This window comes from Luteibacter sp. 1214 (genome assembly GCF_031455395.1).
Lineage (GTDB): Bacteria > Pseudomonadota > Gammaproteobacteria > Xanthomonadales > Rhodanobacteraceae > Luteibacter > Luteibacter mycovicinus.
Map to the genome: position 1 here is coordinate 419,835 of NZ_JAVDSQ010000001.1, position 24,440 is coordinate 444,274.

The following is a 24,440-nucleotide window of genomic DNA, read 5'->3' on the forward strand; positions in this document are numbered from 1 at the left end:
TCGCGTAAGCGACCACCCTCTCCATTCCTCAGTCATCAACCGTGCGCGTGACCGCGGATGTGCTGACAGACGAGATGCGCCACTTCCATGGGGGCTTCACGCGCAGGGAAATGACCCACCCCAGAAAGCACCTGACGTCGATAGCCGCCACTGAAGTAGGATTCGAGCCCTTCGGACTCTTCGGGCGGGTCGCATTCATCGGCGCCGCCCTGCAAGAACAGCATCGGCACCTCGAGCGTTTCGGTCGCATCGACCATGGCGCGCGCCGCGTCGTAGTCGGGGTCCATTGGACGGAGTTCCCAGCGCGACTGGTAGCCGTGAAGAGTAATCGCGACCCAGTCCGGATTTGAAAAGGCTTGTGCCGCCACCGCGAAGGCGTCTTCGGTGATCCACGCCGTCGGCCCCCACGTGTCCCATTGCCGTCGGGCAAAGCCGATGGGATCGTTGCGCACCGCTTGCGCGCCCGCTTCCGCCGTCATGAACCACTGATACCACCAGCGAGCACATTGTGGGTAAGCCGGAACGGTGAACCGCCCGCGAGGTGAATAGCCGATGGCAATGACGGTGGCGGATAAGAGGCGCGCAGGCGCCATCGCCGCCATATGGTAGGTGGCGCGGCCGCCCCAATCGTGGCCGACAATATGGAAGGCGCCGATACCCAGGGCGTCCATGAGATCGAACGCGTCCTGAGCAATGGCGACCCCCGAGCCATCGCGAATGGTTGCGCCGTCGCGAAACTGCGTTTTGCCAAACCCCCGCAGGTCCGGGGCAATCCACCTCAAACCTGCCGCTTCCAGATTCGGGACGACCCCGCTCCACGCGCTGGCATCGTCCGGCCAGCCGTGAAGAAGCAGCACGGTTTGGCCGTCCCGAGGTCCACCCTCGGCATAGTGAATACGAAGCTTTGCGGTGTCGACCAATGGCATCTGGAGTTCCTCGACGGATGAAAGTGCCATCGCCGCGCGGCGGTGGACTGACGCGCATCCCGATGGGCGGAAGCTGACTATCCGTGGCTCGACCCGAAGGCCGCATGAATTCCCTGCCGTTCCCTCGCGATTCTTGAATCGTTGCTGGTCTGCATGGCTAAACGTTCCACCCGGCCGCGATCGCGAAAAGAAAGTGTAAATTCTTCAACACCGAAAGATTCGGGAAAAATCCGTACGCATACACTTAGCCACTTGCTGCTGAAGTGCGGATCGATCGTGCCCGTCATCAGTGCGTCTGAAACGACAGAGGAGCACGCCTGGCATCCCCCCGTCACCCAACGGGCTTAGGTTTCCAACCGGAATATATGGACAGTTATCCCAGTCGAATGATCATCGCGATCGATGTATCGCTGATGGCCACCCATCATCCAACCCCCTGCGCGCAAGGCGTGGGCCGGATCCGCCTGGGCTGATCCCGCTCGCTCCCGGCCGCTGTCGGAGCAGAGCGATGTACAACATCAAAAATAGCGTGCCGGCCACCCTGGCCCGGCGCGGATGCCGGTGCGTGCGCTTACCCGGTCGTGCCATGAACCACCCTGCCCTCATCGCTGCCGCTCTGGCGGCTGCGCTCCTGCTGGCCGGTTGTGACCGGGCCACACCCGATGTCGCGTCCGATGCCGCGCCGGCTTTCACTGTCCATGGCAACCGCATCGAGGTCGGCCCGCATTCACCGCTGCGGAGCGAGCTTCGCATCGCGCCGGTCGCTGTCGACACAGCGCCCATGCATGTCAGCTGGCCCGCGACGGTGGAGATCGACCCTGCCCGCTCGGTGACGGTGCTCGCACCGGGTGCCGGGCGGATCGCCCGGGTCGACGTCGTCCTGGGTGAAAAAGTGCGGGAAGGACAGGTCCTGCTGACGATGACCTCCGGCGATGTCGCGCAGGCCCGGTCCGACCAGGCCCGGGCGCGCGACGCCGAAGCCCTTGCGAAGCAGGCGCTGACTCGCGCTCAGCGGGTGACTGAAGCGGGTGGCGCAGCCACGAAGGATCTCGAGGCGGCCAGGAGCGCGTATGCGCAGGCGTCGGCCGAGCGTACCCGGGCGGATACCCAGGTGGCGGCACTCACCGGTACCTCACGCACGGCGTCAAACGCGTCCGTCCTCGACATTCGTGCACCCATGGATGGCGTCGTGACCTCGCTCGGTGTCGCGGCGGGTTCGCGGATCAATGACACCAGCACCGTGCTGATGGCGGTCACCGACCTCGATCGGGTGTGGGTCACCGCCAACGTGCCGGAGGCGGACAGCGCATCGGTGTCCGGCGGGAGTAATGCAACGCTCACTTTCACCGCACTGCCAGGCGTGACCTTGCAGAGCAAGGTCGATGTCATCGATCCGGTGCTCGACAGCACCGCGCGACGCATCAAGGTCCACCTCAGGGTGGACAACGCCGGGCACCGCCTGCTGCCGAATATGTTCGGGACCGCTGCGTTCGAGGTTCCGGGCGGCCCTCGCGTCTTCGTACCGCAGACGGCTCTGGTCATGGATAACGACCGGCGCAGTGTGTTCGTCGAGCGCGCGCCCTGGCAGTTTGAGCGTCGCGACATCGATACGGGACGCGACGAAGGCGCGACCGTGGAAGTCGTTCACGGCCTGCAAGCCGGCGATCGTGTCGTCGTGCGTGGCGGAGTGCTGCTGCAATGATCGCGCGCCTGATCGCCTTTTGCTTCCACCGCCGTGGCGTGGTGTTCGCCGTGATGCTGCTGACCCTGGGCTACGGCTACTACGCCTCGACCCAGCTGGCCATCGAAGCCTACCCCGAGCTGAGCGACGTCACTGCCCAGGTAACTACCCAGGCCCCCGGGCTGGCCGCCGAAGAGGTGGAGCAGCAGATCACGACGCCGATCGAGCGTGCGCTCGCCGGTGTGCCCGGGCTCGTCTCGATGCGGTCGAGCAGTTCATTCGGGCTGTCCCTGATCACGATGACGTTCAGCGAGGGCAGCGAGGATTACTGGGTGCGCTCACGCATTCGTGAGCAACTGGAAAACGTGACACTGCCGGCCGGCGTGTCTGCGGGACTGGATGCCGTGACCGGCCCGGCGGGCGAGATCTACCGTTACACGCTCGAATCCCCATCAAAGAACCTGATGCAGCTATCCGAACTGCAACGCTGGACCGTCATCCCGGCGCTGCAGAAGGTGCCCGGTGTGGCCGCCGTCAACAACTTCGGCGGCTTTACGAAGGAGTACCAGCTCACGGTCGACCCCGATGCGTTGCAGCGCTACGGCGTGGGCATGAACGATGTCATCGCCGCCATGAGCGCCAATAACGCGAACGCCGGCGGCGGCCGGATCTCGCGTGGCGAGCAGTCGTACGTCCTGCGTGGTATCGGTCTGGTCCGGACCCTGGACGCCATGGGTGCCATCGTTGTCAGTCACAGCAACGGCGTGCCCGTGATGCTGCGCGATCTTGGGCAGCTGTCCTACGGTCACCAGACACGCGAAGGCATCCTCGGCAAGGACGGCAATCCCGATGCGATCGAAGGCATCGTGGACATGCTGTTGCACGAGAACGCCTCGCGCGTGCTCCAGGGCATTCATACGACCGTCGATGAGCTGAACCGGAAGCTCGCGGCGGAGGATGTCCGTATCGTTCCCTATATCGACCGCGACGATCTCGTGCAGGCGACGGTGCACAAGGTCGAGCATACGGTCATCGAGGGTGTGGGTCTCGTCTGTATCGTGCTGATCCTGTTTCTGGGCAGCCCACGCAGCGCGCTGATCGCCGCCGTCACGATCCCGTTTTCGCTGGTCGTGGTGTTCATCCTGATGCATCTGACGCACACGCCGGCGAATCTGTTTTCCCTGGGTGCCATCGATTTCGGCGTAATCGTCGACGGTGCGATCGTGGTGACCGAAACCATCCTGCGTCGCCGCGAGGCCGATCCGGAGGCGACGCTCACGCCCGAAACCGTGCTGGATGCGACGGGCAAGGTGGCGCGTCCGATCTTCTTTGCCACGCTCATCATCATCACGGCCTATGCGCCGCTGCTGGCGTTCGAGCATGCCGAAGGCAAGCTGTTCGCTCCCATGGCGTACACCGTGGGCTTCGCCCTGATCGGCGCGCTGGTGACGACGCTGGTGCTCGTCCCCTCGCTTGCCTACATGGCGTTCCGCAGGCCGAGGAAAATCTTCCACAACCGACCGCTGGAACGCCTGCAGGACGCCTATGGACGTGCGCTGAAGCGTCTGATTGGCCGGCCATCGGTGGCGGTGATCATCGTTGTGGCGGCCCTGGTCTGCGTCGTATCGCTGGGCGCCAGCGTCGGCCAGGAGTTTCTGCCTGAGCTGGACGAAGGTGGACTGTGGGTGCAGGTGCAGCTGCCCTCGGGCCTTTCCCTGGAGAAGGCCAGCAGCATGGCCAGCCAGTATCGCGACGCGGTGCGCGAGTTTCCCGAGGTGTCGTATGTGGTGACCCAGCTGGGTCGCAACGACGACGGTACGGACCCGTGGACACCCTCGCACATCGAGTCCGGTGTGGGCCTCAAACCCTATGACAGCTGGCCGCATGGCGAGACGAAGGCGCAGTTCATCACCAGGCTCAATCGCCGGCTGCAGGCCATTCCCGGCATCAGCGTGGGCATCAGCCAGCCCATCATCGATGGCGAGAACGACAAGATAGGCGGTGCGCACAGCCCCCTGGTGCTGCGCATCTACGGCGACGATTTCAGGGAGCTTCGCCGCATCGGCGATGCCGTGGTCGGCGTGCTGAAGGGCCTGGACGGAACGGCCGACGCCTCGGTGTTCCAGGAGCCGCCGGTGCCGCAGGTGGCGATCGAGATCGACCGCGAAGCCGCCGCGCGCTATGGCATCAACGTAAGCGACGTCGACGAGCTGATCCAGACGGCCCTGGGCGGCGCCCCCGTGTCTCAGGTGTACGTGGACGACCGGGTTTACAACATGACGGCCAAGGTCTCGCGCGACATCGCCAGCAGCCCGGACAAGCTGGGTGCCCTGACCTTGCGCAGCGCGGAGGGCGCGCAGATTCCCCTGTCCTCGGTCACGCGGATCCGGGAGCAATCCGGTGAGGCGACGGTGGCGCACGAGATGGGCGAGCGGAACCTGATCGTGCGGATCGACAACCGTGGCCGCGCGCTGTCGGATTACCTCGCCGACGCGGATCGCCAGATCGCAGCGAAGGTGACTTTCGACAAGAGCCGGTACCGGCTGCAATGGGGTGGCCAGTTCGAAAATCAGCGACGCGCGCAGTCGCGGCTGGCGTTGGCGCTTGTCATGGTACTCGCCGTGATGACGATCTTCCTCTTTTCCGAATTCGGCAGGCTGCGTCAGGCGGCGCTGGTGCTTGGCGTGGTGCCGCTCGCGGCCGTGGGTGGACTGATCGCCATCACCGTGCGCGGTGAGACACTGAACATCGCGACTGCCGTGGGCTTCATCGCGCTGTTCGGTGTGGCTGTGCAGAACGGCGTGATCATGGTCTCCAACTTCAACCGGGTGCGAGAGAAAGGTGCATCCGTCGAAGCCGCGGTGCTGGCGGGTGCCACGCAGCGATTCCGCCCGGTGCTGATGACCGCTACCGTGGCCACGGCAGGCATGCTCCCGGCCGCGTTGGCCACGGGAATCGGTACCGATGTTCAGCGCGGTCTGGCCACCGTCGTGGTCGGTGGTCTGGGCATTGCCACGTTGCTGACCCTTTTCGTCCTGCCTTCGCTTTACTGCCTGATCGAAGAGCGCGCGCAGCGCCGCGCCGCCCGGTCGAGGAGCATCGTATGAACCTGTGCAAAGTCCTGTTTGCGTCTCTCCTGATGGGTGGACTTCTCGTGTCGATGGCCGGCTGTGCGGTCGGCCCCGACTTCGCCAAACCGGACCTGGCGAAGGCCTTTCCGTCGCCCACCGTCCCGGCCACGGTCTCGCCCGATGAGCGGGACCACTGGTGGTCATCGTTCGGCGCGCCAGCGATGGACGAGCGCGTGGCGCGGGCGCTGCGCGACAGCCCCGATATCCAGGCGGCGCAAGAAGCTCTGCTGGCGGCGCAGGAGACGGCGCTCGCGCAGCGGGGCGCATTCTTTCCTGCCGTCACGGCTGGCGTGAACCCCACCCGGCAGAAGACATCGGGCGCGCTGTCCAGCGTGCCCGCCGACGGGAGCTATGTGTACAGCCTGCACACGGCGCAGCTGTCGATCGGCTACTCCCCCGATCTCTTCGGCGCGAACCGGCGCGCCGTCGAATCGTTGGTCGCGCAGGCGGACGAGCAGCGCTACCAGTGGCAGGCGGCACGCCTCACTCTGATCGCCAACCTGTGCGTCGGTCTTATCGAGGAGGCCAGCCTGCAGGCGCAACTGGACGCCATCGATCAGTCGGTCAGGGTCCAGCAACAGTCCCTGGAGATCGCCCGCAAGCGATATGCCCTGGGTGATGCGGCGCAGAGCGACGTACTGCTCCAGTCGGCGACATTGACCGCCACACAGGCCCAGCGCCCCGCGATCGAGAAACAGTGGCTGAAGCAGCGTGACCGCAACGCGGCACTGGAAGGTCGCCACATGGTCGATGCCGGGGAGCGCTCCCTCGCACTGAGCGATTTCACCTTGCCGACGGATCTGCCCACCAGCGTGCCGTCGGCATGGCTGGAGCAACGACCCGATATTCAGGCAGCCGAGGCGCAATGGCATGCGGCCTCGGCCCAGGTGGGTGTCGCGGTCGCCGCCCGCCTGCCCGCGCTGACCCTTAGCGCCAGCGGTGGCTCGTCTGCGGCGCGGTTCGGCGATCTGTTCGGGCCGGGCACGGCCTTCTGGAATCTGGCCGGCGATCTGGCGGCGCCGATCCTCGACGGTGGCACGCTCCGGCATCAGCAGCGCTCCGCCGAGGCCAACAACCGCCGGGCGGCTGCGTTGTACCGCAGCACGGCCATGAATGCGTTCGCCGACGTCGGTGACGCGTTGCATGCCCTCGAAGCGGACAGGCGCGCCTTCGATCTGGCGCAGGCGGCCAGGGGAACCGCGCTGGCCAGCTACCGCATCGCCCAGACCCAGTACGCCGCCGGTGACATGAGCCTCATCGCGCTCCTTACCACCGAACAGGCCTGGCGCGATGCGGAGCTGTCACTGATCACCGCGCGCGCGGCTCGTCTCGAGGATGCCGTCGCCCTGAAGCAGTCCATCGCCAGCGGCAGCGAAGATCCGGCCCGCACCGCAGGCAAGGAGCAACCACATACCTGACTCAGCTCACGCCGGTCGGGCCATCGAGCACGAAGCGTATCTTCCGTAAAAGGTCGATGCGGGAATACGGTTTGCTCAGCACATCGAACGCGATGCCTCCGGCATCGGTCCGCTGAAGCGACTGCGACGCATAGCCTGTTGTCAGGAGCACCTTCACCCCCGGACGAATGGCCCTCGCCCTGCGGGCGAGCGACACGCCGTCGAGGTCGCCCGGCATGACGATGTCGGTGAAAAGGATATCGAACGGGAGATCGTCCCCAATACGCTGGAGCGCCTTCTGCGGATCCGTAAAGGCTTCGACCCGATACCCATGAGACTCGAGGATTGTCCGGGCAAGCCCGGCAAGATCCTCCCTGTCGTCGACGACCACGACACGCTCGTGCCCCTCCCGGTCGGCAGCCCGGTCGATGCGTCGGACCGGCTGCGGACCGCGACCGTCAGTTTCCGTGGCCACGGGGAAATACATGGTCAGGGTCGTTCCCCTGCCCTCCTCCGAAGAAACGGCCACGGCGCCGCCCGACTGCTTCGCGAAGCCGTAGACCATCGAAAGACCAAGGCCTGTTCCCTTGCCCTCGGGCTTGGTCGTAAAGAAGGGATCCATGACGCGGGCAGCGACGTCCGGCGCCATGCCCGACCCGTTGTCGATGACGTCGATCGCCACGAACGCGTCGCCACGCGTGGCAAGTTCCCCCTGATTATTGATCTCCAGTGGCGTCGCGTTTCTCGTGCGAAGCGTCAGACGCTTGCCGGCCCGCCCTTCCATCGCATCACGCGCGTTGATCGACACGTTCAGCAATGCGACTTCCAGCTGCGTTGGATCGAGGCGCGCGTTTTGCGTATCCGGAGCGAGGTCGAGCTCCAGATCGATGTCGGCGCCGATGGAGCGCTCGAGCATGTCTTGCATGTCGGCGACAACCTGGTTGGGATTGACGACCCGACCCTGCAACGTCTGCTTTCGCGAAAAGGCAAGAAGCTGGGAAGTGAGCGTCGAGGCCCGCTGAATACCGGACTTGGCGCCGGCGATGAAACGCAGCAGCTTGTCGCGCTCGATCTGCGGCCGGGTCAGTCCCACTTCGACGGATTCGACGTAGCCGATCATCAGCTGAAGAAGGTTGTTGAAGTCGTGCGCGATGCCACCCGTCAGCTGCCCGAGGGCCTCCATCTTCTGCGCCTGACGCAGCGCGTCTTCCGCATCACGTCGCCGGCTGACATCGAGCTGAGACGCAAAGAAATAGACCACCTCGCCTTTGCCATCGTAGACAGGTGAAACGAAAAGCGCGTTCCAGAACGTCGACCCATCGCGGCGGTAGTTAAGAATTTCGGTAGCGATTTCCTGCTTGGCGGCGACCGCATCGCGGATGGCCGCGATGGTCACCCGGTCGGTTCCGGGGCCCTGCAGAAGCCGGCAGTTCCGACCGATGAGCTCGTCGGTCGAGTATCCGGTCATCCGAAGAAACGCGGGGTTCGCGAAGATGATGGGGTTGTCCGGCTTTCGCGGGTCGGTGACGATCATCGGCATACGTGTCGTCGAGACAGCCGCAAAGAAGATGTCACTTCCCGGATGGTCAACTCCCTCGTAATCGATACGGGTAGGCACCCGCTCTGTCGGGTCACTCATGCAGCGGTCTCCTGAGACGAGCATCGATTGTCCCGACGACCCTGAAAAGGATCGATGAAGGCTCGCTCTTTCGGGTAGCGCATGCGCAAATAACTGGCGACGGCTTCGAACTTCGCCGGCCGGTTGCTTCCACGCGGGCAGAAGCGCTACGAGCGCACCGGAGCGCATCGATGTCCGAGACGTCGGCCACATCGGCTTTAACGGGCCGGACGTCGGCTGCAAGCAGGCATGTTCTCTACCGTGAAGAACGCCCGCCGGAACTGATCGGCCAGCGGTACCGACTCGTCCTCGAACCAGGCACCGAGCGCATGGCCAGCGATGGCCATACCCGTCGACGCAGTCAAGTCGGCAACTGTCGGGTCGACTCCGCGGCCAAGCAACGCTCCCGCTACAGTCCGGGTAACCGCAGCCGACTTAGCCAACTGTCGCTCCTGAAGCGCCGGCGTCTGCGCGATGACCGACTGCGCCGGCCCGGCGAGCGGACGGTTCTCCTCGAACAGCGTGACCGTCGCCTCGAATGCCCAAAGCACAACCCGAAGCGGACCGAGCTCGGCCGGTGCCCTTTCGATCGCATCCCCCAGCCTGGCGTGCAGTTCGGCCTCGTCGAACAGCACCTCCCGCTTATCCGGGAAATGTCGGAAGAAGGTCCGCTCCGTCACTCCGGCTCGCGCCGCGATTTCGGCCGCGGTCGTGCCGTCGTAACCCTTCTCGAGAAAGAGTTCGAGGGCCGCCTCCTGCATGCGGCGGCGCACATTGTTTCGACTTCTCGGCACGTTCGGACTCTCTATTGTCAGTGACTGACATTGCGGCTATAAATGTCAGTCACTGACTTTAGCGCATTCCGCCGGATGGAGAACCTCTGTGACCACGAAAACAATGCACGCGCTGTCCTTCCACGCTCATGGCGAACCGACCGAGGTCCTGAGACTCGACGAGACGCCTCTCCCCGTGCCGCAAGCCGGCCACATTGCGGTGCAGGTCCACGCCTGCGGGCTGAATCCCGCCGACTGGGCTCTTTGCCGCGGCCTGTCCGCCCGCAAATTGCCTTGCGGCGTCGGGCTGGATGTTTCGGGCACGGTTCTGGCCGTCGGTGAGGGCGTCACTAACGTAGCCATCGGTGATGCGGTGTACGGACCGGCAGATTTCAGGAACTACCCCACGGCAGGCGCCGCCCGCGTCGCCATCCTCTATTACTGGAACCGACTCCCTAACCGCCTCACGCATGTCGATGCCGCCGCGCTACCCATGGTGGTTGAGACAGCAGCGCGATATCTGACCTGGTCGGGCGCCGAGAAAGGCCAGACGCTCCTCGTCAACGGCGCCGGGTCGATGGTGGGTTTCGCCGCAGTGCAGATGGCGCTGTTCGAAGGCATCCGTGTCATCGCCACGGCCGGTGACACCTTCGCCGATCGATTGCGTGCAATGGGAGCCACCGTGGTCGCGCATGGAAACGGAATGGTCGATCGCGTTCGGGCGCTTGGACAGCGCCCAGACGTGATTCTCGACACGGCCCCCATCAACTTGAAACCAGGATCGGTCGGCGCTCTTCCCGACCTCATCGACATCGTGGACGGCGATCCGAGCCGAGTCATCACCGCGGCCGATTTCGAGGGCGCGGCGAAAACGGGGGCACGCACCGGAGCGGAACGTGTGCAGGCAGAGGGCGGCTTCCGGCTTCGCTGGGACGTTTTGGAGCGCTACGGCGAACTGGCCGCCGAAGGGCGTTTCAATATCCCTGTCGCCCGTACCTTCGCCCTGGAAAACTGGCGCGACGCACTCGAGATAAGCCTGGCGGGTCAGGCTCGAGGCAAACTCGTGCTGACGGTCAGCGACGCGATCGCACTCTGAAGAAGACGTCACTTCCCCCCGTTGATACTCAGCGCCACCGCTTCCGCCACGCGGATCCCGTCGACCGCTGCGGAGAGGATGCCGCCCGCGTACCCCGCGCCTTCACCCGCGGGGAACAACCCTCGGGTGTTGAGGCTCTGGTACGTCTCATTCCGGCGGATACGTACCGGCGATGACGTACGTGTCTCGACACCCGTCAGCAGCGCGTCATTCATGCCGAAGCCCTTGATCTTCCGATCGAACGCCGGCAAGGCTTCACGAATGGCCTCGATCGCATACCCGGGAAGCGACGGTGCAAGATCGGTCAGACGCACACCCGGCTTGTACGACGGCTGCACGCTGCCAAACTCTTCGGACGCTCTGCCCTTGATGAAGTCGCCCACCAGCTGAGCGGGCGCACTGTAATCGCGACCGCCCAGCTCATACGCGCGCGATTCGAGCGCACGCTGCAGGGCGATGCCGGCCAGCGGGCTACCGCTGTCATCGAACGCGGCGAAGTCTTCCGGGTCGATGCCGACCACGATCGCGGCATTCGCGTTGCGCTCGTTGCGTGAGTACTGGCTCATGCCGTTGGTCACCACGCGCTCCGGCTCGGAGGCCGCGGCGACCACGGTGCCGCCAGGGCACATGCAGAAGCTGTACACCGAGCGGCCGTTCTTGCAGTGATGCACGAGCTTGTAGTCGGCGGCACCGAGGAGTGCATGCCCCGCCTGCGGCCCGAACCGGGCCTGATCGATGATCGACTGCGGATGCTCGACGCGAAAGCCGATGGAGAACGGCTTGGCTTCCATGTACACACCGCGATCGTGCAACATGAAGAACGTATCGCGCGCGCTGTGTCCCACGGCCAGCACGACATGATCGCTCAACAGTTGCTCACCGCTGGCCAGCGTGACGCCGCGCAGCTGGCGGGAGCCATCGGCGGCGGTGTCGATGAGCAGATCCTCGACACGCTGGTTGAAGCGGATCTCGCCGCCCAGCGATTCGATCGTCTCGCGCATCGACTCCACCATCGTCACCAGACGGAAGGTGCCGATGTGAGGCTTGCTGACGTACATGATCTCTTCCGGCGCGCCGGCCTTGACGAACTCGGTGAGCACCTTGCGACCGTGGTGCAGCGGATCGGAGATCTGGCTGTACAGCTTGCCGTCGGAGAACGTCCCTGCCCCGCCCTCGCCGAACTGCACATTGGACTCCGGCTCCAGCTTGCGCTTGCGCCAGAGTGCCCACGTGTCGACCGTGCGTTCGCGCACGGCTTTGCCGCGATCGAGAATGATCGGTCGGTACCCCATCTGCGCGAGCAGGAGGCCGGCGAACAGGCCGCAGGGCCCAAGACCGATGACAATCGGACGCTGCTTCAGATCGGCCGGCGCGTGGGCGACGAACCGGTAGCTGGTGTCCGGCGTCGGCTGCACGTGCTTGTCGTCGGCATGGCGCTCCAGCAGGCCCTTTTCGTCCGCCACCTCCACGTCCAGCGTGTAGATCAGCTGGATGTGGCCGCGCTTGCGGGCGTCGTGACCGCGGCGGAACACCGTGAAACCGAGCACGCCGCCCTTGCCGAGCCCCAGCCTGGCGCGGATGGCCGCCTCGATCGCGCCTTCGGCGTGGTCGAGCGGGAGCTTGATGTCGGTGAGTCGGATCATGAGGGCGGTCTGGCGGCGTGACCGGGTATTTTCGCATGTTGGGCAGGGGAATGCTGCGCGCGGCTGTCCCGCTGCCAGGACCCGAACTACACTGGTCGACGAACCCCGACAACCGATAGCGACGCGACGTGAACCAGAACGGCGCAAGACAAAAAGCAGCGAACCGGGATGAATGCCGCCAGCCATAACCCCGGGGCGCACCCCTCTGGAGTTTGATATGACCAACGAAGCAAACAGCCCCGCCGCGATCTACGCCAACGGCGGCGTGTCCCGGAATCCCGCCAGCGACGAGCTCATCGCGACTTACCCCTACCAGACCCCGGACGAAGTCGAGCGGCTGCTCGATAACAACGCCTCCGCGTTCCGCCTGTGGCGTGCCACGCCGATGACCGAGCGAGTGGCAGCCTACCGTCGGCTGGCATCCACCTTGCGGGAACGTTCGGAAGCGCTCGCTTCGCTCATCACCGCCGAGATGGGCAAGACGATCGGCGAAGCACGTGCCGAAGTCGCCAAGTGCGCGGTGACGATCGACTGGATCGCCGGGAACGGACCGGCCATTCTCGCCGACGAACCCGTTACCGTGGACGGCGACGACGAGGTCTACGTGTCTTACCTTCCCGTCGGCACCATTCTCGCCGTGATGCCGTGGAATTTTCCGATCTGGCAGGTTCTTCGCGCTTCAGGGCCGGTCATGCTCTCAGGCAACGGCTTCGTTCTCAAGCATGCGCCCAACGTGATGGGTGCCGCTCACGCCTTGCAGGAAATCTACGAGGCGGCCGGCTTTCCCAAGGGGTTGTTCGCAAACCTCAACGCCGATAACGAGACGGTCGCGCACGTCATCGAAGACTCCCGCATCGCCGCTGTCACCTTGACCGGCAGCATGCGCGCAGGAGCGGCTGTCGCGTCGACCGCAGCCAAGGCTTTGAAGAAGAGCCTGCTCGAACTCGGTGGAAGCGACGCGTTCATCGTCCTGGCCGATGCGAACATCGATCGTGCCGTCGAGGCGGCGATCCGCGGGCGCTTTCAGAATGCCGGACAGGTCTGCCTGGCGGCCAAGCGCTTCATCCTCGAGCGTCCCGTCGCGGAGGAGTTCACGCGCAAGTTCGTTGAGGCGGCGAAGGCCCTGAAAGTCGGAGACCCCATGGACGCGTCGACCCAGATCGGGCCCATGGCGCGAAAGGACCTGCGCGACGAGCTGCATGACCAGGTCGAACGGACGATCGCCGCCGGCGCGACGCTGCTTCTGGGTGGCAAGAAAGTGCCGGGAGCCGGAAACTTCTACGAACCGACCGTACTGAGCGATGTCGCTCCGGGCATGGCCGCATTCGACGAAGAGACCTTCGGTCCGGTCGCCGCGATCACCATCGCGGACGATGTGGAACACGCCATCGAACTGGCGAACACCAGCGATTACGGGCTATGCGGCAACCTGTGGACCGGTGACGTAGCCCGCGCACAGCGCATGGCACGTCGCCTCGAGACCGGCGGCGTCTTCATCAACGGCTTCAGCGCATCGGACGCGCGCATTCCGGTCGGCGGCGTGAAAAAAAGCGGCTACGGCCGCGAGCTTTCGCACTTCGGCCTGCGCGAGTTCACCAACGCGCAGGCGGTCTGGGCGAAAACGGTTAGCTGAGTACCGGCCTGAGTCCGCTCACCGGGACGGACTACGTCCCGGACAGGCCAAGGAAATGGCGTCCGCGTTCCCATCGACGCACGACGAACCGTTCAAGCAGCAGTACGAGCAGCAGCGTGACCCCAAAGAGCGGCAGAAAGACCGCCAGCAAGACGATCAGCGCCACCAGGACGCCTCCCGCCCGTGTATCCCGACGCGCGGGAGGCGCACCAAGGACCCCCACCGGACGGCGTCGCCACCAGAGCACGACCGAGCTCACCGACATCGTAAGCAAGCCGAGGGCCGTGATCACGCCAAGTATCTGGTTCAGTGGCGCGAACAGCTGACCCTCGTGCATCGCCACGCCGTAGCCAATCAGACGATCGAGGAACGGCCGATCGGCAAAACGCACCTGGGAAACAACGGCGCCGGTCAGCGGATCCAGCCGCGCCTCGATACGTCGAGGGCGGTTCTGCGTATCGCTGCGCGCCGACCAATGCGGGTTCAACGCCGACGGCGGACTGATCAGCACCGGCGCTGGCCACCCGAGTGCGGCGACCTTAGGCGCCAGTACGTTGACCGGGCTATAGGCATCCGGATCGACCATGACGGTGCCGGTCGCGGCACCCATGCCTGCCATGTGCGCGTGCTCGTCCATGACAGGCGTATTCGCCGCGCGGTTGGTCTTGCGCTCGGCGGCGCTGCCGATGGTCCAGTCCTGCGTGATCGTGGACTGTGCATACAGCCGACGACCTTCCTTGAGCATGCCGCCCCATGACTTTGCCCAGGGCAGGCCCGAGAGCAACAACGTGAGGGCCATCAGCGATATCCAGACGCCCGTCACCGCATGGATGTCGCGCCAGAAGATGCGCGAGCCGCTGGCGAGGCGGGGAATCAGCACGCCACGCAAACGGCCTCCACGAGGCCACCACAGGTAAAGCCCGGTGAGCAGCATCACGATGGTCCAGCTCGCCGCCAACTCGACCAGCATTGAGCCGGGCGTCCCCGCCATCAGTTCGCCATGGAGATAGAAAACGATCTGCATGAAACGGTCGTTTTCATCGACGACATGCAGCACGGTCGCGGTCGAAGGATCGACGAACACCCGAATGACCCGGGGCCCCTTGCCGATCAGCACACGGGTGGCCTGATCGGGCGTGGCAGGCAGTTCATAGGCGTTGAGCACCCCACCCGGCACCGCCGCGAGGGCCGCGGCGATCTGGACGAACGGCGCCTGCGGCGCGCCATGTGCCACGTGCGCGTAGTCGCGCTCGAGCCACGGCTGAACCTGCGGCTTGAACAGATAGATCATGCCGGTGGTCGCCAGCCACACGATGAAAGGCAGGCAGAACAGTCCGGCGTAGAAGTGCCATCGCCAGATCATGCGGTAACGCGAACCCATCGATGGTCCTTGGCTGGAAATAAGTCTGGACCCACGTCCAGAGATCGCGATTATCCTACCCTTCGGCTGCTCACGTACGCGGCAACATGCCGCGCACGCCGTGTCCTGGCAAGCCGTGCGTCGTCCACGGCGACAGCCCACGATGCCGGGCCGTGCGATTAATTGAACCCGCTGGTATAGTTTATTACCTGCCCCCCACATCCCTCCCCGCCCCGGAACCTCGAGTGACCACCTTAGCCCTCTGCCGCCGGCGCCCGCTTCCGAACCACGACCGCTCGCCGCAGTATCGCGAGGGGCGTTTCACCAATCCCCGGCCTCGTCCAGCGATGGGGTTCTGGGAAGGACTGAAACTTACCTGGCTGTTCGTCCGGGGCAAGCCCGCAGGCACGGTGCCGGACCGCCCGATTCCTGTGCGCCCGGTGACGCGAAGCGAACTCGAGGCCGCGCCCGACCGCAGCCTTTATCGACTGGGTCACTCCACCATGTTGATGAAGCTTCGCGGCCAGTTCTGGCTGACCGACCCGGTGTTCTCCGAGCGTGCCTCGCCCGTCAGCTGGGCCGGCCCCGCGCGCTTCCACGCCCCGCCGATCACTATCGACGAGCTGCCGCCCATCGCTGGCGTGATCCTGTCGCACAACCATTACGATCATCTGGATCGCGCCGCCGTGCTGCAACTGGCGGCGAAGACGGCCCGCTTCATCGCTCCGCTGGGTGTGGGCGACCAGCTGGTGGCCTGGGGCATCGACCCGGCCAAGGTTGAACAACTCGACTGGTGGCAGTCCACCGAAGTCCAGGGCCTGCGCCTGACCGCCACGCCAGCCCAGCACTTCTCGGGTCGTGGACTGCGCGACAGCGACCATACGCTGTGGGCATCGTGGGTCATCCAGGATGACGAGATGCGCGTGTTCTTCAGCGGCGACAGCGGTTACTTCGACGGCTTCAAGGCCATCGGTGACGCGTATGGGCCTTTCGACCTCACGCTGATGGAAACCGGTGCGTACGACGAACGCTGGGCGTTCGTCCATATGCAGCCTGAGCAGACCTTACAGGCGCACCTCGATCTGCGCGGCCGATGGTTGCTGCCGATCCACAACGGCACCTTCGATCTCGCACTACATCCGTGGGAAGAACCGTTTGAACGCATCGTCGCGCTGGCCAGCGCCGCGGACGTGCAGATCACTACGCCGATGATGGGCGAGCGCGTGGACATGAAGGCACCAGACGAGATGGTCGCCTGGTGGCGCTGATCCCGGCACGTCCGTCGTCAGGGCATCAGTGCGGCCTGGGCTTGCGCTTGTCCATGTAATCGCGATACGCCTCGATCCCCGTATCGCGGCGGAGCAGCTTCGAATCCGGGTCGATGGTATAGGACGCGCCCTCGGGCAAGGTGACGTCGCCTCGTCCGTCGGCCATCGGCAGGGTCACGATGCGATCGCCGATCCGTACGTCCACCGGCATCGGGAATGGGCCCTTGCCCGGCACCGACCAGTCCAGGTGAAGCCGCTGCCCTTCACGGGTCGCGACGATCTCCGGCAACGCCGCCTGGTAGAGATACACGTTGAAGAACCAGTGCATGTCCTTGCCGGTGACCCTGTCGACGATGTCGACGTATTCCTTCGTCGTACCGTAACGCGGCGCGAAGTTGCCCGGCACCGGATGATCCGTGCCGTACACCAGCTCGCGTGCCGCCCGGTAGAACGCCTCGTCGCCGATCAGGTTGCGCAGGGTGTGCAGCATCAGCGCACCCTTGTTGTAGATGTCCTGGCCCGGGCCACCGCGCTCGTCCTCGTACACGTCTTCCTCGCGACGCGGCGTGCCGGACACGATCGGATGGTGGTTGGCTATCCGGCTGCGGATCTGCATCAGGCTCGCGAAATACGACATCTTCCCGCCGATGGACTCGGCGTAAGCGGGCTGCATATAGGTCGCGAAGGCCTCATGCAACCACATGTCGTCCCAGTTGGCATTGGTCATCTGGTTGCCGAACCACTCGTGCGCCAGTTCGTGCTGAAGCAGGTCGTCGTAACCGTAGACGTTTTTCGCATACTCGTTGCCGTAGGCGTTGACGGTCTGGTGCTCCATGCCTTTGAACGGTGTCTCGGCGACGCCCATCTTCTCCGTGCCGAAAGGATACGGACCGACGGCGCTTTCGAGGAAGTCGAGCATGGCGGGAAACTCGGCGAACAGCTGCTTCGCCTTCTTTTCGTCGTCCACGTACCAGTAGTGCAGCGGAATGACGTTGCCGAAGCGACTTTTATACGACGCGGACAGCTCGCGATACGGCGCGATGTTCAGGGCGACGCCATACGTGCTCACGTCGTGGCTGCGCCAGTGATAGGTACGCATGCCGTTCGCTTCGTCCATACCCATCGCCACGCCGTTGCCGACGGCCACCAGCGGTGCGGGGACGGTGATGTGCTCGTCCACCAGCTTCGGGCGACCCTGCGGATGGTCGATACAAGGCCAGAACAGGTCGCAGCCCTCGCCCTCCACCGCGGTAGCCACCCAGGGCTTGCCGTCCGGCGTGGTCGCCCAGACGAATCCACCGTCCCACGGCGCATGGACGGCCGTATGCGGGCTGCCGTGATAGACGACACGCACGGTGGTTTTTGCGCCCGCCTCGAGCGGACGCGGCAGGTCGATGGAAAGACGGCCATCCGGATTGCGATACCCGCTCACCGGTAACGCCTTGCCGTCGACCTCGACCGAGTCGATGGGCAGGTTTCGGTCAAGGTCCAGCACGACGCGCTTCAGCGGCGCGGTCACCCCGAAGGTCAGCCGGGCGTCGCCCTCGATCCAGTGCCTGACGGGGTCGACGCGAATGCCCAGATCGGCATGGTCGAACGTCACCGCCAGCTGCTCGGATGCGCGCGGCGCACCGGAGTTACGGGTGTAGTCGGTCAGCGGCGGCGGCGCCGGAGGAGCCGAAGGGGTGCAGGCTACGGTGCCGAGCGCAAGGCCGAGGCCCAGCAGGAGGGGGTATCGCATACCGGAAAAGACCGTCAGGACAGGCGGAATCGCGCGGCAACGATACCGGCCCGGTCCCTTCCGGTCATGGGTCGTTAGACAGGTAGATTTATTCCGGCGGTTCCCACAGCTCGACCTTGTTGCCCTCCGGATCCATGACCCAGCCGAACTTGCCGTACCCGGAGTCGTCGGCCATCTCGAGGACCTCGCAGCCCTCATCGCGCAGCACCTGGAGCAAGGCATCCAGGTCGTCAACGCGGTAATTGATCATGAAAGGTGCGGCGCCGACGGGGAACTGGTCGCCCCCGGCGGCACCTATCGACCAGATCGTGCTACCCGCGGCAGGATCGGTCGCCGCATCGGCCCAGCGGAGTTCAGCGCCGCCCCAGTCCTGCACGTCGATGCCCAGGTGCGCCTTGTACCAGGCGCGCAGCGCGACGGGGTCGCGTGCCTGAAAGAAGATTCCGCCAATACCGGTGACTCGCTTCATCCGATCCTCCTCGACACGCGCGGCGATGGGTCTGGCCCTCAGTCAGTCTGAGCCTCGGCGGCGATACCGCGCAACTGCCGCTCAAACTCCTCCGGGGGCTGGCCACCGGAGATCAGGTAGCGGTCGTTCACGATCACGGCCGGGACGCCGGAGATGCCCCGGCTCTGCCAGAGCGCCTCATCGCGGCGCACCTCTTCCGCGTAGCGGTCGGAATCCAGCACGGCACGCGCGGCGTCACGATCCAGACCCACCTTCGCGGCGGCGTCGACCAGCGCGTCGTGGTTGCCCGGGTCGGTCTGCTCGGTGAAGTTCACGACGAACAGCTGCCGCTTGAGCTCGAGCTGCCTGCCCTGATCCCGAGCCCATGCCAGCAGACGGTGCGCGTCGAAGGTGTTGTAGATGCGGCTGGCATCCGAGGTGCTCATGGTGAAGCCGAGGTCCGCGGCCCGTGCCGCGATACGGTCGCGGTTGACCCGCGCCTGGTCGGCGGAGATACCGTACTTGCCGACGATGTGCTCCAGCGCGTTTTCGCCGCCGGCGACCATGCCCGGGTTGAGCTCGAAGGGATGGAAAACCAGCGACGCCTCGACCTCGTCCTTCAGACGCTCCAGCGCGATTTCGAGACCGCCCAGGCCGATGACACACCAGGGGCAGGCAATGTCGGAGACGAAGTCAATTTTCAGGGGCGTGGGCATGACGCGGTAACCTTCTCGTTTGCGCCATCGGGGACGCGACCCTCGGGACATGGCTACACCGCCCCTGCACTTCAACCCTTCTACGCTCCGCCCTCACTCTGCTTGCACACATCGAAAATGACCGACGAAACCCAGGATTACGTGGCATGGCTGCTCGAGCGTTCCATGCTGATGAAGGCGCGCGAGCGCGCGAGGCTCTACGGCGGCCAGTCACGGCTGTGGGCGTTTCCGTATGCCGAAAGCCGGGGCCGTAGCGCGTCGGAGATGGCGTCCGTCTGGTTCACCGCCTATCCGGCGTCCCTCGTGACGCGCCCCGGCCAGTCTGTGCTGGCCGCTCTGGGTCAGCACGACCTGTGGCACGCGCTGTCCGTGCTCGGCGTGCAGGGCATGCACGTGGGTCCCACCAAGGAGGCCGGCGGTCTGCGCGGGCGCGAAAAGACGCCGACGATCGATGGTCACTTCGACCGCATCGGTCTGGATACCGACGAAGAATTCGGCACGAGCGCGGAGTTTTCGGACATCTCGCGCATGGCATCGGTATTCAGCGGCATCGTCATCGACGACGTGATCCCATCGCATACCGGTAAGGGTGCCGATTTCCGTCTCGCGGAAATGGCGTATGGCGACTTCCCCGGCCTGTACCACATGGTGGAAATCCGCGAGGACGACTGGAGCCTGCTGCCGGACGTGCTGGAGGGGCGCGACTCCGTGAACCTCGGACCCCTGGTCGTGGATGCCCTGCATGAGAAGGGTTACATCGTCGGGCAGCTGCAGCGGGTCATTTTCCTGGAGCCCGGGGTCAAGGACACCGACTGGAGCGCGACGGCACCTGTGACGGGCGTCGACGGCAAGGTCCGCCGCTGGGTCTACCTGCATTACTTCAAGGAAGGCCAGCCGGCGCTCAACTGGCTCGATCCGTCGTTCGCCGCCCAGCAGTTGGTGATTGGCGATGCCTTGCACAGCCTCGATGTCATGGGCGCACGCGGCCTTCGCCTCGATGCCAACGGCTTTCTCGGCATCGAGCGACGGGCGGGCGGCCCGGCCTGGTCGGAGAGCCACCCGCTGTCGATCACCGGCAACCAGATCATCGCCGGCATGGTGCGCAAGGCGGGCGGCTTCAGCTTCCAGGAGCTCAACCTGACGGTCGACGATATCGCGGCCATGTCGCGTGGCGGCGCGGACCTGTCCTACGACTTCATCACCCGACCGGCGGTGCAGCACGCACTGGCGACCGGCGACACCGAGTTCCTGCGGCTGATGCTGCGTAGCGTGCACCAGCATGGCATCGATCCCGCCTCGCTGATCCACGCGATGCAGAACCACGACGAGATGACGCTGGAGCTGGTCCATTTCTGGACGACGCACGCGACGACACCCTTCTTCTTCAAGGGCCAGACGATGCCCGGCGCCATGCTTCGCGAGCAGATCCGCGAAATCATGTATGAGCGACTCAGCGGCGAGCACGCGCCTTACAACCTGCGTTTCGTCACCAACGGCATCGCCTGCACCACCGCCAGCCTTGCCGCCGCCGTGCTCGGCCTGCGCGACATGGAAGCCCTGACCGACGACGACATCGAGCGGATCCGCAAGCTGCATCTGCTGCTGGTGATGTTCAACGCGCTGCAGCCCGGGGTCTTCGCCATTTCCGGCTGGGATATCGTCGGCGCCCTCACCCTTCCGCCCGACGAGGTCGCTTCCCTGATGGCCGACGGCGACACGCGCTGGATCAACCGCGGCGCCTACGATCTGATGGATCTGGATCCCGAGGCGACCGCGTCGAGCCAGGGCCTGCCACGTGCGCGCGCGCTTTACGGCAGCCTTCGCGAGCAGCTGGAGCAGCACGATTCGTTCGCCAGCCGCGTGCGTCGCGTCCTCACGGTACGCCAGGCCACTGGCTTGCCCGGTGGTCACCAGCGTCCCATTCCCGACGTGATCGCCCCCGGACTGCTCGTCATGTTGCACGACCTGCCTGCCGGGCGCGGCGTCCAGATCACCGCACTCAACTTCAGCGCCGAGCCGATCGACGAGCAGCTGATTCTCGAGAACGTCTCCGCCGGTCCGGTCGTGGATCTGCTCAACGAGACCCTGGAGGGCGATGTCGGCGAAGACGGTGTCCTGCAGATTCACCTGGATCCGTACGAAGGCCTGTGCATGAAGGTGGTCGGCGTGGCGCCGCATCCGACGTTCTGAGGCGCCACGCCAGCCTGCTCATTTGAGGACACCCGCCTCGATCGGAAACGGCGACAGCTGATGGTTCTCGCGCAGTCCGTCGCGCACATCGATCTCGATGCCGCGGGTGACGGCGCTCATCGGAACATCGTTGACGCCGTTTTCGAACGGGTCCTGCAGATCGTTACCGGACTGCAGAAGGCCGAGGAAGAGCACGCCGGCGACCGTCGAACCCAGCGGGGTCAGCAGGCCCAGTTGTTCGACCAGGCCGAACGGCAGCAAGGCGCAGAACAGGTGCGTGAACGCCACCGGGTAAACCGAGTATTGCTGCGGTAACGGCGTGTTCTTGATTCGCTCCATCCCGCCCTGCGCGTTCGAGATCTCCGCCAGCGTCCGCGCGAAGGCGGCACGGATGATGGAGTCGGGCGACGCATCGCTCAGGAGCGCGCCGGTACGCAAAGCGATGGCGTTGGGCGCGTTGGCCACGGACAACAGGTCCGCGATCTCTTCTTCCGACAGCAGACCGTCCAGCTCGCTACGATCCTTCTGTCGGCGAAGATGCAGACGGAGAGCGTGGACGAAGGCGATCTGCCGATAGGAGATTTCGCGGGCCACGCGGGCGTCGTCGAGCAAGGTCCAGGCGTCGCGCACGAGGGTACGTGAGCAGTTGACCATCGCGCCCCAGAGCGTCCGCGCCTCCCACCAGCGCGCATACGCGGTGGCGTTGCGAAAACTCAGGTAGATCGCTACGGCGGTGCCGAACAGTGTGAGCGGTAGCGCGGGAAACGTATCCCACGACTCCTGCGTGACGTACCAGGCGGCTGTCACCAGTACGTCCCAGCAGAACAGGATCAGGAGTGGAACGCCGACATACCGCCAGAGGTGACTCACGTGCGCATGGCCGGGAACGAGCATGGTTTTTCTCCTCGATGGTTGGCGTCAGCTGCTGCGCGACGTGTCGGGGGTTTTCGTATACGCGCCAAACCCATCCGAAGCGGTCGGCAGCGACTTGCTCTGCGTCGCGGGTGTCTGCACAGCGGGTTTCTGCGCGGCGTCGTCGGCGCCCCGACCTGTGTCACGCGCCTGAACGAGGCCCAGCGCGAGCACCAGCGTCAGAATCAGCATGGGTACCGAATCGCGGATGCCGAACCAACGCATGAGAATCGCGGGCGGTGCCGCGAGCACGACCATCGTGCCGAACCATTCAGCCGTCCAGAGGTCCAGCCGGTTCGGCGCATCGGAGGCGACGACGAACGTGGCGCACGCCGCCACCGTGGCGATGAGCGGCAAATGCGGACGAGCGCGGTAGAGCACGTAGGCCGCGGGGTCGATCTGTGAAGGCTGTGTTGGCATGCAAGGCTCGCTTTGCAGGGGGACGTCCCGAACTTGCAAGAGGCACTCGCGCGTTTGCAACCCGTGATTGGCATCGAAGTTCAGGGAGGGACGCGTTCGCTCCCCACGGTTTCACCGGTCAAGGGTCGCCAAAGCGCGTCGTGATGCGGCATCGCACCATCGGGACGCGACTTGAAGACGGGCCGCTATAACCCCTCGCGTGGTCGGAGTCGATTCAGACACGGGATGGCGGTGGCGGCCTTTGCCGATTGCGAGCGTGAGGTTCTTCTGATCCACCGCTTCAAGGGCAGCGCCGGAGGCCAGCGACACAAACTTGCGAAAAGGAGCCCTCGTTGGCCGTCGCAGACTTACGTTGAGGAAAATCGTGCAAGACATTGATCCATATCCTTTGACGGAGCGCCCATCCCGACTGCGTTAGCGCTTTCGTTTTTTTATACGCAACTCAGGCTTGCTGAGGGCTTTGCGCTCCGCTAGATTTCGCGGCCAGACCGCCGTACAGGGGGCGCCGCATCCGTGGTGCTTGCGGGGGTCTGTCAGGGGCAATGGATTGAAGCTTCGTCACGATGATGATGCGCTGCGGGCATGGCCCCGGCCGGAAGGACGCACCTGGCGACTGGCGTGCGCCGTAAGCGCGGCCGTCGCTGTCGCCCTGCCCCTCCGCGCCGCGCCGGCGACACCGCCCGGCCCGTCTTACGATTGCCTGATCGAACCGGCGCAGACCGTCGAGCTCGGCACGCCGGTCACCGGTATGGTCGAGAAAGTCCTCGTCCAGCGAGGCGACCGGGTGAGGCGCGGTCAGGTGCTGGCCGTTCTCGAATCGCACGCCGAACAGGCGGCTGCGGACCTGGCTCACTACAAGTCGCAGTTGACCGGTCCGAGTCAGATGGCCGAGGCGAAGATCGAGTTCGCGGACCGGAAGTATGCGCGCCGGCGCGATATGGCCGCCGAGAAACTGATGTCGGCGCAGGACCGCGACGATGCCGAGGCGGAACTGCGCACGGCGAAGGCCGAACTGCAGACGGCGAAGGAAAACCGCGAGGTCTCCCGCCTCGAGTACAACCAGCAGAGCGCACAGCTCGCCCTGCGCACCGTACGCAGCCCGTTCGACGGCGTCGTCGTCGACCAGATGATCTGGCCCGGCGAGACCGTCGAGCCCGGCGCCACGAAGCACGCCATTCTCAAGGTCGCCCGGGTCGACCCGCTGCGGGTCCGCGTGGTGATGCCGATGCGCGCCTTCGGCGAACCGAAGATCGGCGGCACCGTGCGCGTCACGTCCGAAGTGCAGCCGGGCAAACCCTATACCGCGAAGGTCGCCAACATCGATCGCGTCATCGACGCGGCCAGCGGCAGCTTTGTCGTGCTTCTCGATCTATCCAACAGCGCGCTCGACCTTCCGTCGGGCGTGAAGTGCAAGGCCCAGTTCTAAAACCTCTCCCAATCGTGTGCCGTGGCGGGCAGCCAGGGCGCAGCACACCAAGGATGTCAGC

The 24,440-nt window shown here is 65.1% G+C and carries 18 protein-coding genes; 8 read left to right on the forward strand and 10 right to left on the reverse strand.

The genetic code is table 11. The features are described from left to right. Positions 1–35 precede the first annotated feature (35 nt). On the reverse strand, positions 36–926 hold the full coding sequence (locus tag J2X57_RS01840; protein WP_036113303.1) for an alpha/beta hydrolase: 891 nt from the start codon (positions 924–926) through the stop codon (positions 36–38). 586 nt (positions 927–1,512) lie between these two features. Between J2X57_RS01840 and J2X57_RS01845 the strand changes: the two genes are divergently transcribed. The 3 genes from J2X57_RS01845 to J2X57_RS01855 are packed head-to-tail and all read left to right on the forward strand — an operon-like array spanning position 1,513 to position 7,156. After that, positions 1,513–2,628, forward strand: coding sequence for an efflux RND transporter periplasmic adaptor subunit (locus tag J2X57_RS01845; RefSeq protein WP_309863102.1), 1,116 nt, complete (start codon positions 1,513–1,515; stop codon positions 2,626–2,628). Next, positions 2,625–5,714 carry a CusA/CzcA family heavy metal efflux RND transporter gene (locus J2X57_RS01850; RefSeq protein ID WP_309863106.1) on the forward strand — a complete coding sequence of 1,030 codons (3,090 nt, stop codon included), beginning with the start codon at positions 2,625–2,627 and terminating at the stop codon, positions 5,712–5,714. The genes J2X57_RS01845 and J2X57_RS01850 overlap by 4 nt, the downstream gene beginning before the upstream one ends. Then, on the forward strand, positions 5,711–7,156 hold the full coding sequence (locus J2X57_RS01855; protein ID WP_309863109.1) for an efflux transporter outer membrane subunit: 1,446 nt from the start codon (positions 5,711–5,713) through the stop codon (positions 7,154–7,156). The genes J2X57_RS01850 and J2X57_RS01855 overlap by 4 nt, the downstream gene beginning before the upstream one ends. A gap of 1 nt (position 7,157) precedes the next feature. Here the strand turns inward: J2X57_RS01855 and J2X57_RS01860 are convergent, their stop codons facing one another. Continuing rightward, entirely contained in the window at positions 7,158–8,774 is a 1,617-nt protein-coding gene (locus tag J2X57_RS01860; RefSeq protein ID WP_309863112.1) for a histidine kinase famiy protein, read from the reverse strand. Between the two features lie 197 nt (positions 8,775–8,971). Continuing rightward, entirely contained in the window at positions 8,972–9,514 is a 543-nt protein-coding gene (locus J2X57_RS01865; RefSeq protein ID WP_309863114.1) for a helix-turn-helix domain-containing protein, read from the reverse strand. A 121-nt stretch (positions 9,515–9,635) separates the two neighbouring features. Here J2X57_RS01865 and J2X57_RS01870 point away from each other — a divergent pair, with 121 nt between their 5' ends. Beyond that, positions 9,636–10,622: an NADP-dependent oxidoreductase gene (locus J2X57_RS01870; RefSeq protein WP_309863117.1), complete on the forward strand. Its 987-nt coding sequence runs from the start codon at positions 9,636–9,638 to the stop codon at positions 10,620–10,622. Between the two features lie 8 nt (positions 10,623–10,630). Here J2X57_RS01870 and J2X57_RS01875 read toward each other — a convergent pair whose 3' ends face one another. After that, positions 10,631–12,265, reverse strand: a complete 1,635-nt coding sequence (locus J2X57_RS01875; RefSeq protein ID WP_309863120.1) for an NAD(P)/FAD-dependent oxidoreductase — start codon at positions 12,263–12,265, stop codon at positions 10,631–10,633. Positions 12,266–12,482: 217 nt separating this feature from the next. Here J2X57_RS01875 and J2X57_RS01880 point away from each other — a divergent pair, with 217 nt between their 5' ends. After that, positions 12,483–13,898, forward strand: a complete 1,416-nt coding sequence (locus J2X57_RS01880) for an NAD-dependent succinate-semialdehyde dehydrogenase (protein WP_309863123.1) — start codon at positions 12,483–12,485, stop codon at positions 13,896–13,898. A gap of 31 nt (positions 13,899–13,929) precedes the next feature. On the opposite strand, the gene J2X57_RS01885 is transcribed toward J2X57_RS01880, so the two are convergent. Then, positions 13,930–15,279, reverse strand: coding sequence for a PepSY domain-containing protein (locus J2X57_RS01885; RefSeq protein ID WP_309863126.1), 1,350 nt, complete (start codon positions 15,277–15,279; stop codon positions 13,930–13,932). 224 nt (positions 15,280–15,503) lie between these two features. Between J2X57_RS01885 and J2X57_RS01890 the strand changes: the two genes are divergently transcribed. Next, entirely contained in the window at positions 15,504–16,526 is a 1,023-nt protein-coding gene (locus J2X57_RS01890; RefSeq protein WP_309863129.1) for an MBL fold metallo-hydrolase, read from the forward strand. Between the two features lie 25 nt (positions 16,527–16,551). On the opposite strand, the gene J2X57_RS01895 is transcribed toward J2X57_RS01890, so the two are convergent. The 3 genes from J2X57_RS01895 to J2X57_RS01905 form a co-directional block, all read right to left on the reverse strand. Next, positions 16,552–18,267, reverse strand: coding sequence for a M1 family metallopeptidase (locus tag J2X57_RS01895; RefSeq protein ID WP_309863133.1), 1,716 nt, complete (start codon positions 18,265–18,267; stop codon positions 16,552–16,554). Positions 18,268–18,355: 88 nt separating this feature from the next. Continuing rightward, positions 18,356–18,736, reverse strand: a complete 381-nt coding sequence (locus tag J2X57_RS01900) for a VOC family protein (RefSeq protein WP_309863137.1) — start codon at positions 18,734–18,736, stop codon at positions 18,356–18,358. A 38-nt stretch (positions 18,737–18,774) separates the two neighbouring features. After that, positions 18,775–19,431, reverse strand: coding sequence for a DsbA family oxidoreductase (locus J2X57_RS01905; protein ID WP_309863140.1), 657 nt, complete (start codon positions 19,429–19,431; stop codon positions 18,775–18,777). A 117-nt stretch (positions 19,432–19,548) separates the two neighbouring features. On the opposite strand from J2X57_RS01905, the gene treS reads away from it, so the two are divergent. Continuing rightward, positions 19,549–21,621: a maltose alpha-D-glucosyltransferase gene (gene treS, locus J2X57_RS01910; RefSeq protein WP_309863144.1), complete on the forward strand. Its 2,073-nt coding sequence runs from the start codon at positions 19,549–19,551 to the stop codon at positions 21,619–21,621. Between the two features lie 18 nt (positions 21,622–21,639). On the opposite strand, the gene J2X57_RS01915 is transcribed toward treS, so the two are convergent. Together J2X57_RS01915 and J2X57_RS01920 are read right to left on the reverse strand one after the other, a co-directional pair. After that, entirely contained in the window at positions 21,640–22,515 is an 876-nt protein-coding gene (locus J2X57_RS01915; RefSeq protein ID WP_309863147.1) for a bestrophin family ion channel, read from the reverse strand. A gap of 24 nt (positions 22,516–22,539) precedes the next feature. Next, complete coding sequence (locus tag J2X57_RS01920; protein ID WP_309863150.1) at positions 22,540–22,953, reverse strand: hypothetical protein; 414 nt, start codon at positions 22,951–22,953, stop codon at positions 22,540–22,542. 547 nt (positions 22,954–23,500) lie between these two features. On the opposite strand from J2X57_RS01920, the gene J2X57_RS01925 reads away from it, so the two are divergent. Next, positions 23,501–24,379 (forward strand): efflux RND transporter periplasmic adaptor subunit, encoded by an 879-nt coding sequence (locus J2X57_RS01925; RefSeq protein WP_309863153.1) that lies wholly within the window; start codon positions 23,501–23,503, stop codon positions 24,377–24,379. The last annotated feature ends 61 nt before the right edge of the window (positions 24,380–24,440 follow it).

Coding starts and splice junctions, on each gene's coding strand:
- J2X57_RS01895 (WP_309863133.1), bottom strand. CDS start 18,267: ATGCGATACCCCCTCCTGCTGGGCCTCGGCCTTGCGCTCGGCACCGTA.
- treS (WP_309863144.1), top strand. CDS start 19,549: ATGACCGACGAAACCCAGGATTACGTGGCATGGCTGCTCGAGCGTTCC.
- J2X57_RS01850 (WP_309863106.1), top strand. CDS start 2,625: ATGATCGCGCGCCTGATCGCCTTTTGCTTCCACCGCCGTGGCGTGGTG.
- J2X57_RS01865 (WP_309863114.1), bottom strand. CDS start 9,514: ATGCAGGAGGCGGCCCTCGAACTCTTTCTCGAGAAGGGTTACGACGGC.
- J2X57_RS01920 (WP_309863150.1), bottom strand. CDS start 22,953: ATGCCAACACAGCCTTCACAGATCGACCCCGCGGCCTACGTGCTCTAC.
- J2X57_RS01845 (WP_309863102.1), top strand. CDS start 1,513: ATGAACCACCCTGCCCTCATCGCTGCCGCTCTGGCGGCTGCGCTCCTG.
- J2X57_RS01905 (WP_309863140.1), bottom strand. CDS start 19,431: ATGCCCACGCCCCTGAAAATTGACTTCGTCTCCGACATTGCCTGCCCC.
- J2X57_RS01855 (WP_309863109.1), top strand. CDS start 5,711: ATGAACCTGTGCAAAGTCCTGTTTGCGTCTCTCCTGATGGGTGGACTT.
- J2X57_RS01915 (WP_309863147.1), bottom strand. CDS start 22,515: ATGCTCGTTCCCGGCCATGCGCACGTGAGTCACCTCTGGCGGTATGTC.
- J2X57_RS01875 (WP_309863120.1), bottom strand. CDS start 12,265: ATGATCCGACTCACCGACATCAAGCTCCCGCTCGACCACGCCGAAGGC.
- J2X57_RS01900 (WP_309863137.1), bottom strand. CDS start 18,736: ATGAAGCGAGTCACCGGTATTGGCGGAATCTTCTTTCAGGCACGCGAC.
- J2X57_RS01885 (WP_309863126.1), bottom strand. CDS start 15,279: ATGGGTTCGCGTTACCGCATGATCTGGCGATGGCACTTCTACGCCGGA.
- J2X57_RS01860 (WP_309863112.1), bottom strand. CDS start 8,774: ATGAGTGACCCGACAGAGCGGGTGCCTACCCGTATCGATTACGAGGGA.
- J2X57_RS01840 (WP_036113303.1), bottom strand. CDS start 926: ATGCCATTGGTCGACACCGCAAAGCTTCGTATTCACTATGCCGAGGGT.
- J2X57_RS01880 (WP_309863123.1), top strand. CDS start 12,483: ATGACCAACGAAGCAAACAGCCCCGCCGCGATCTACGCCAACGGCGGC.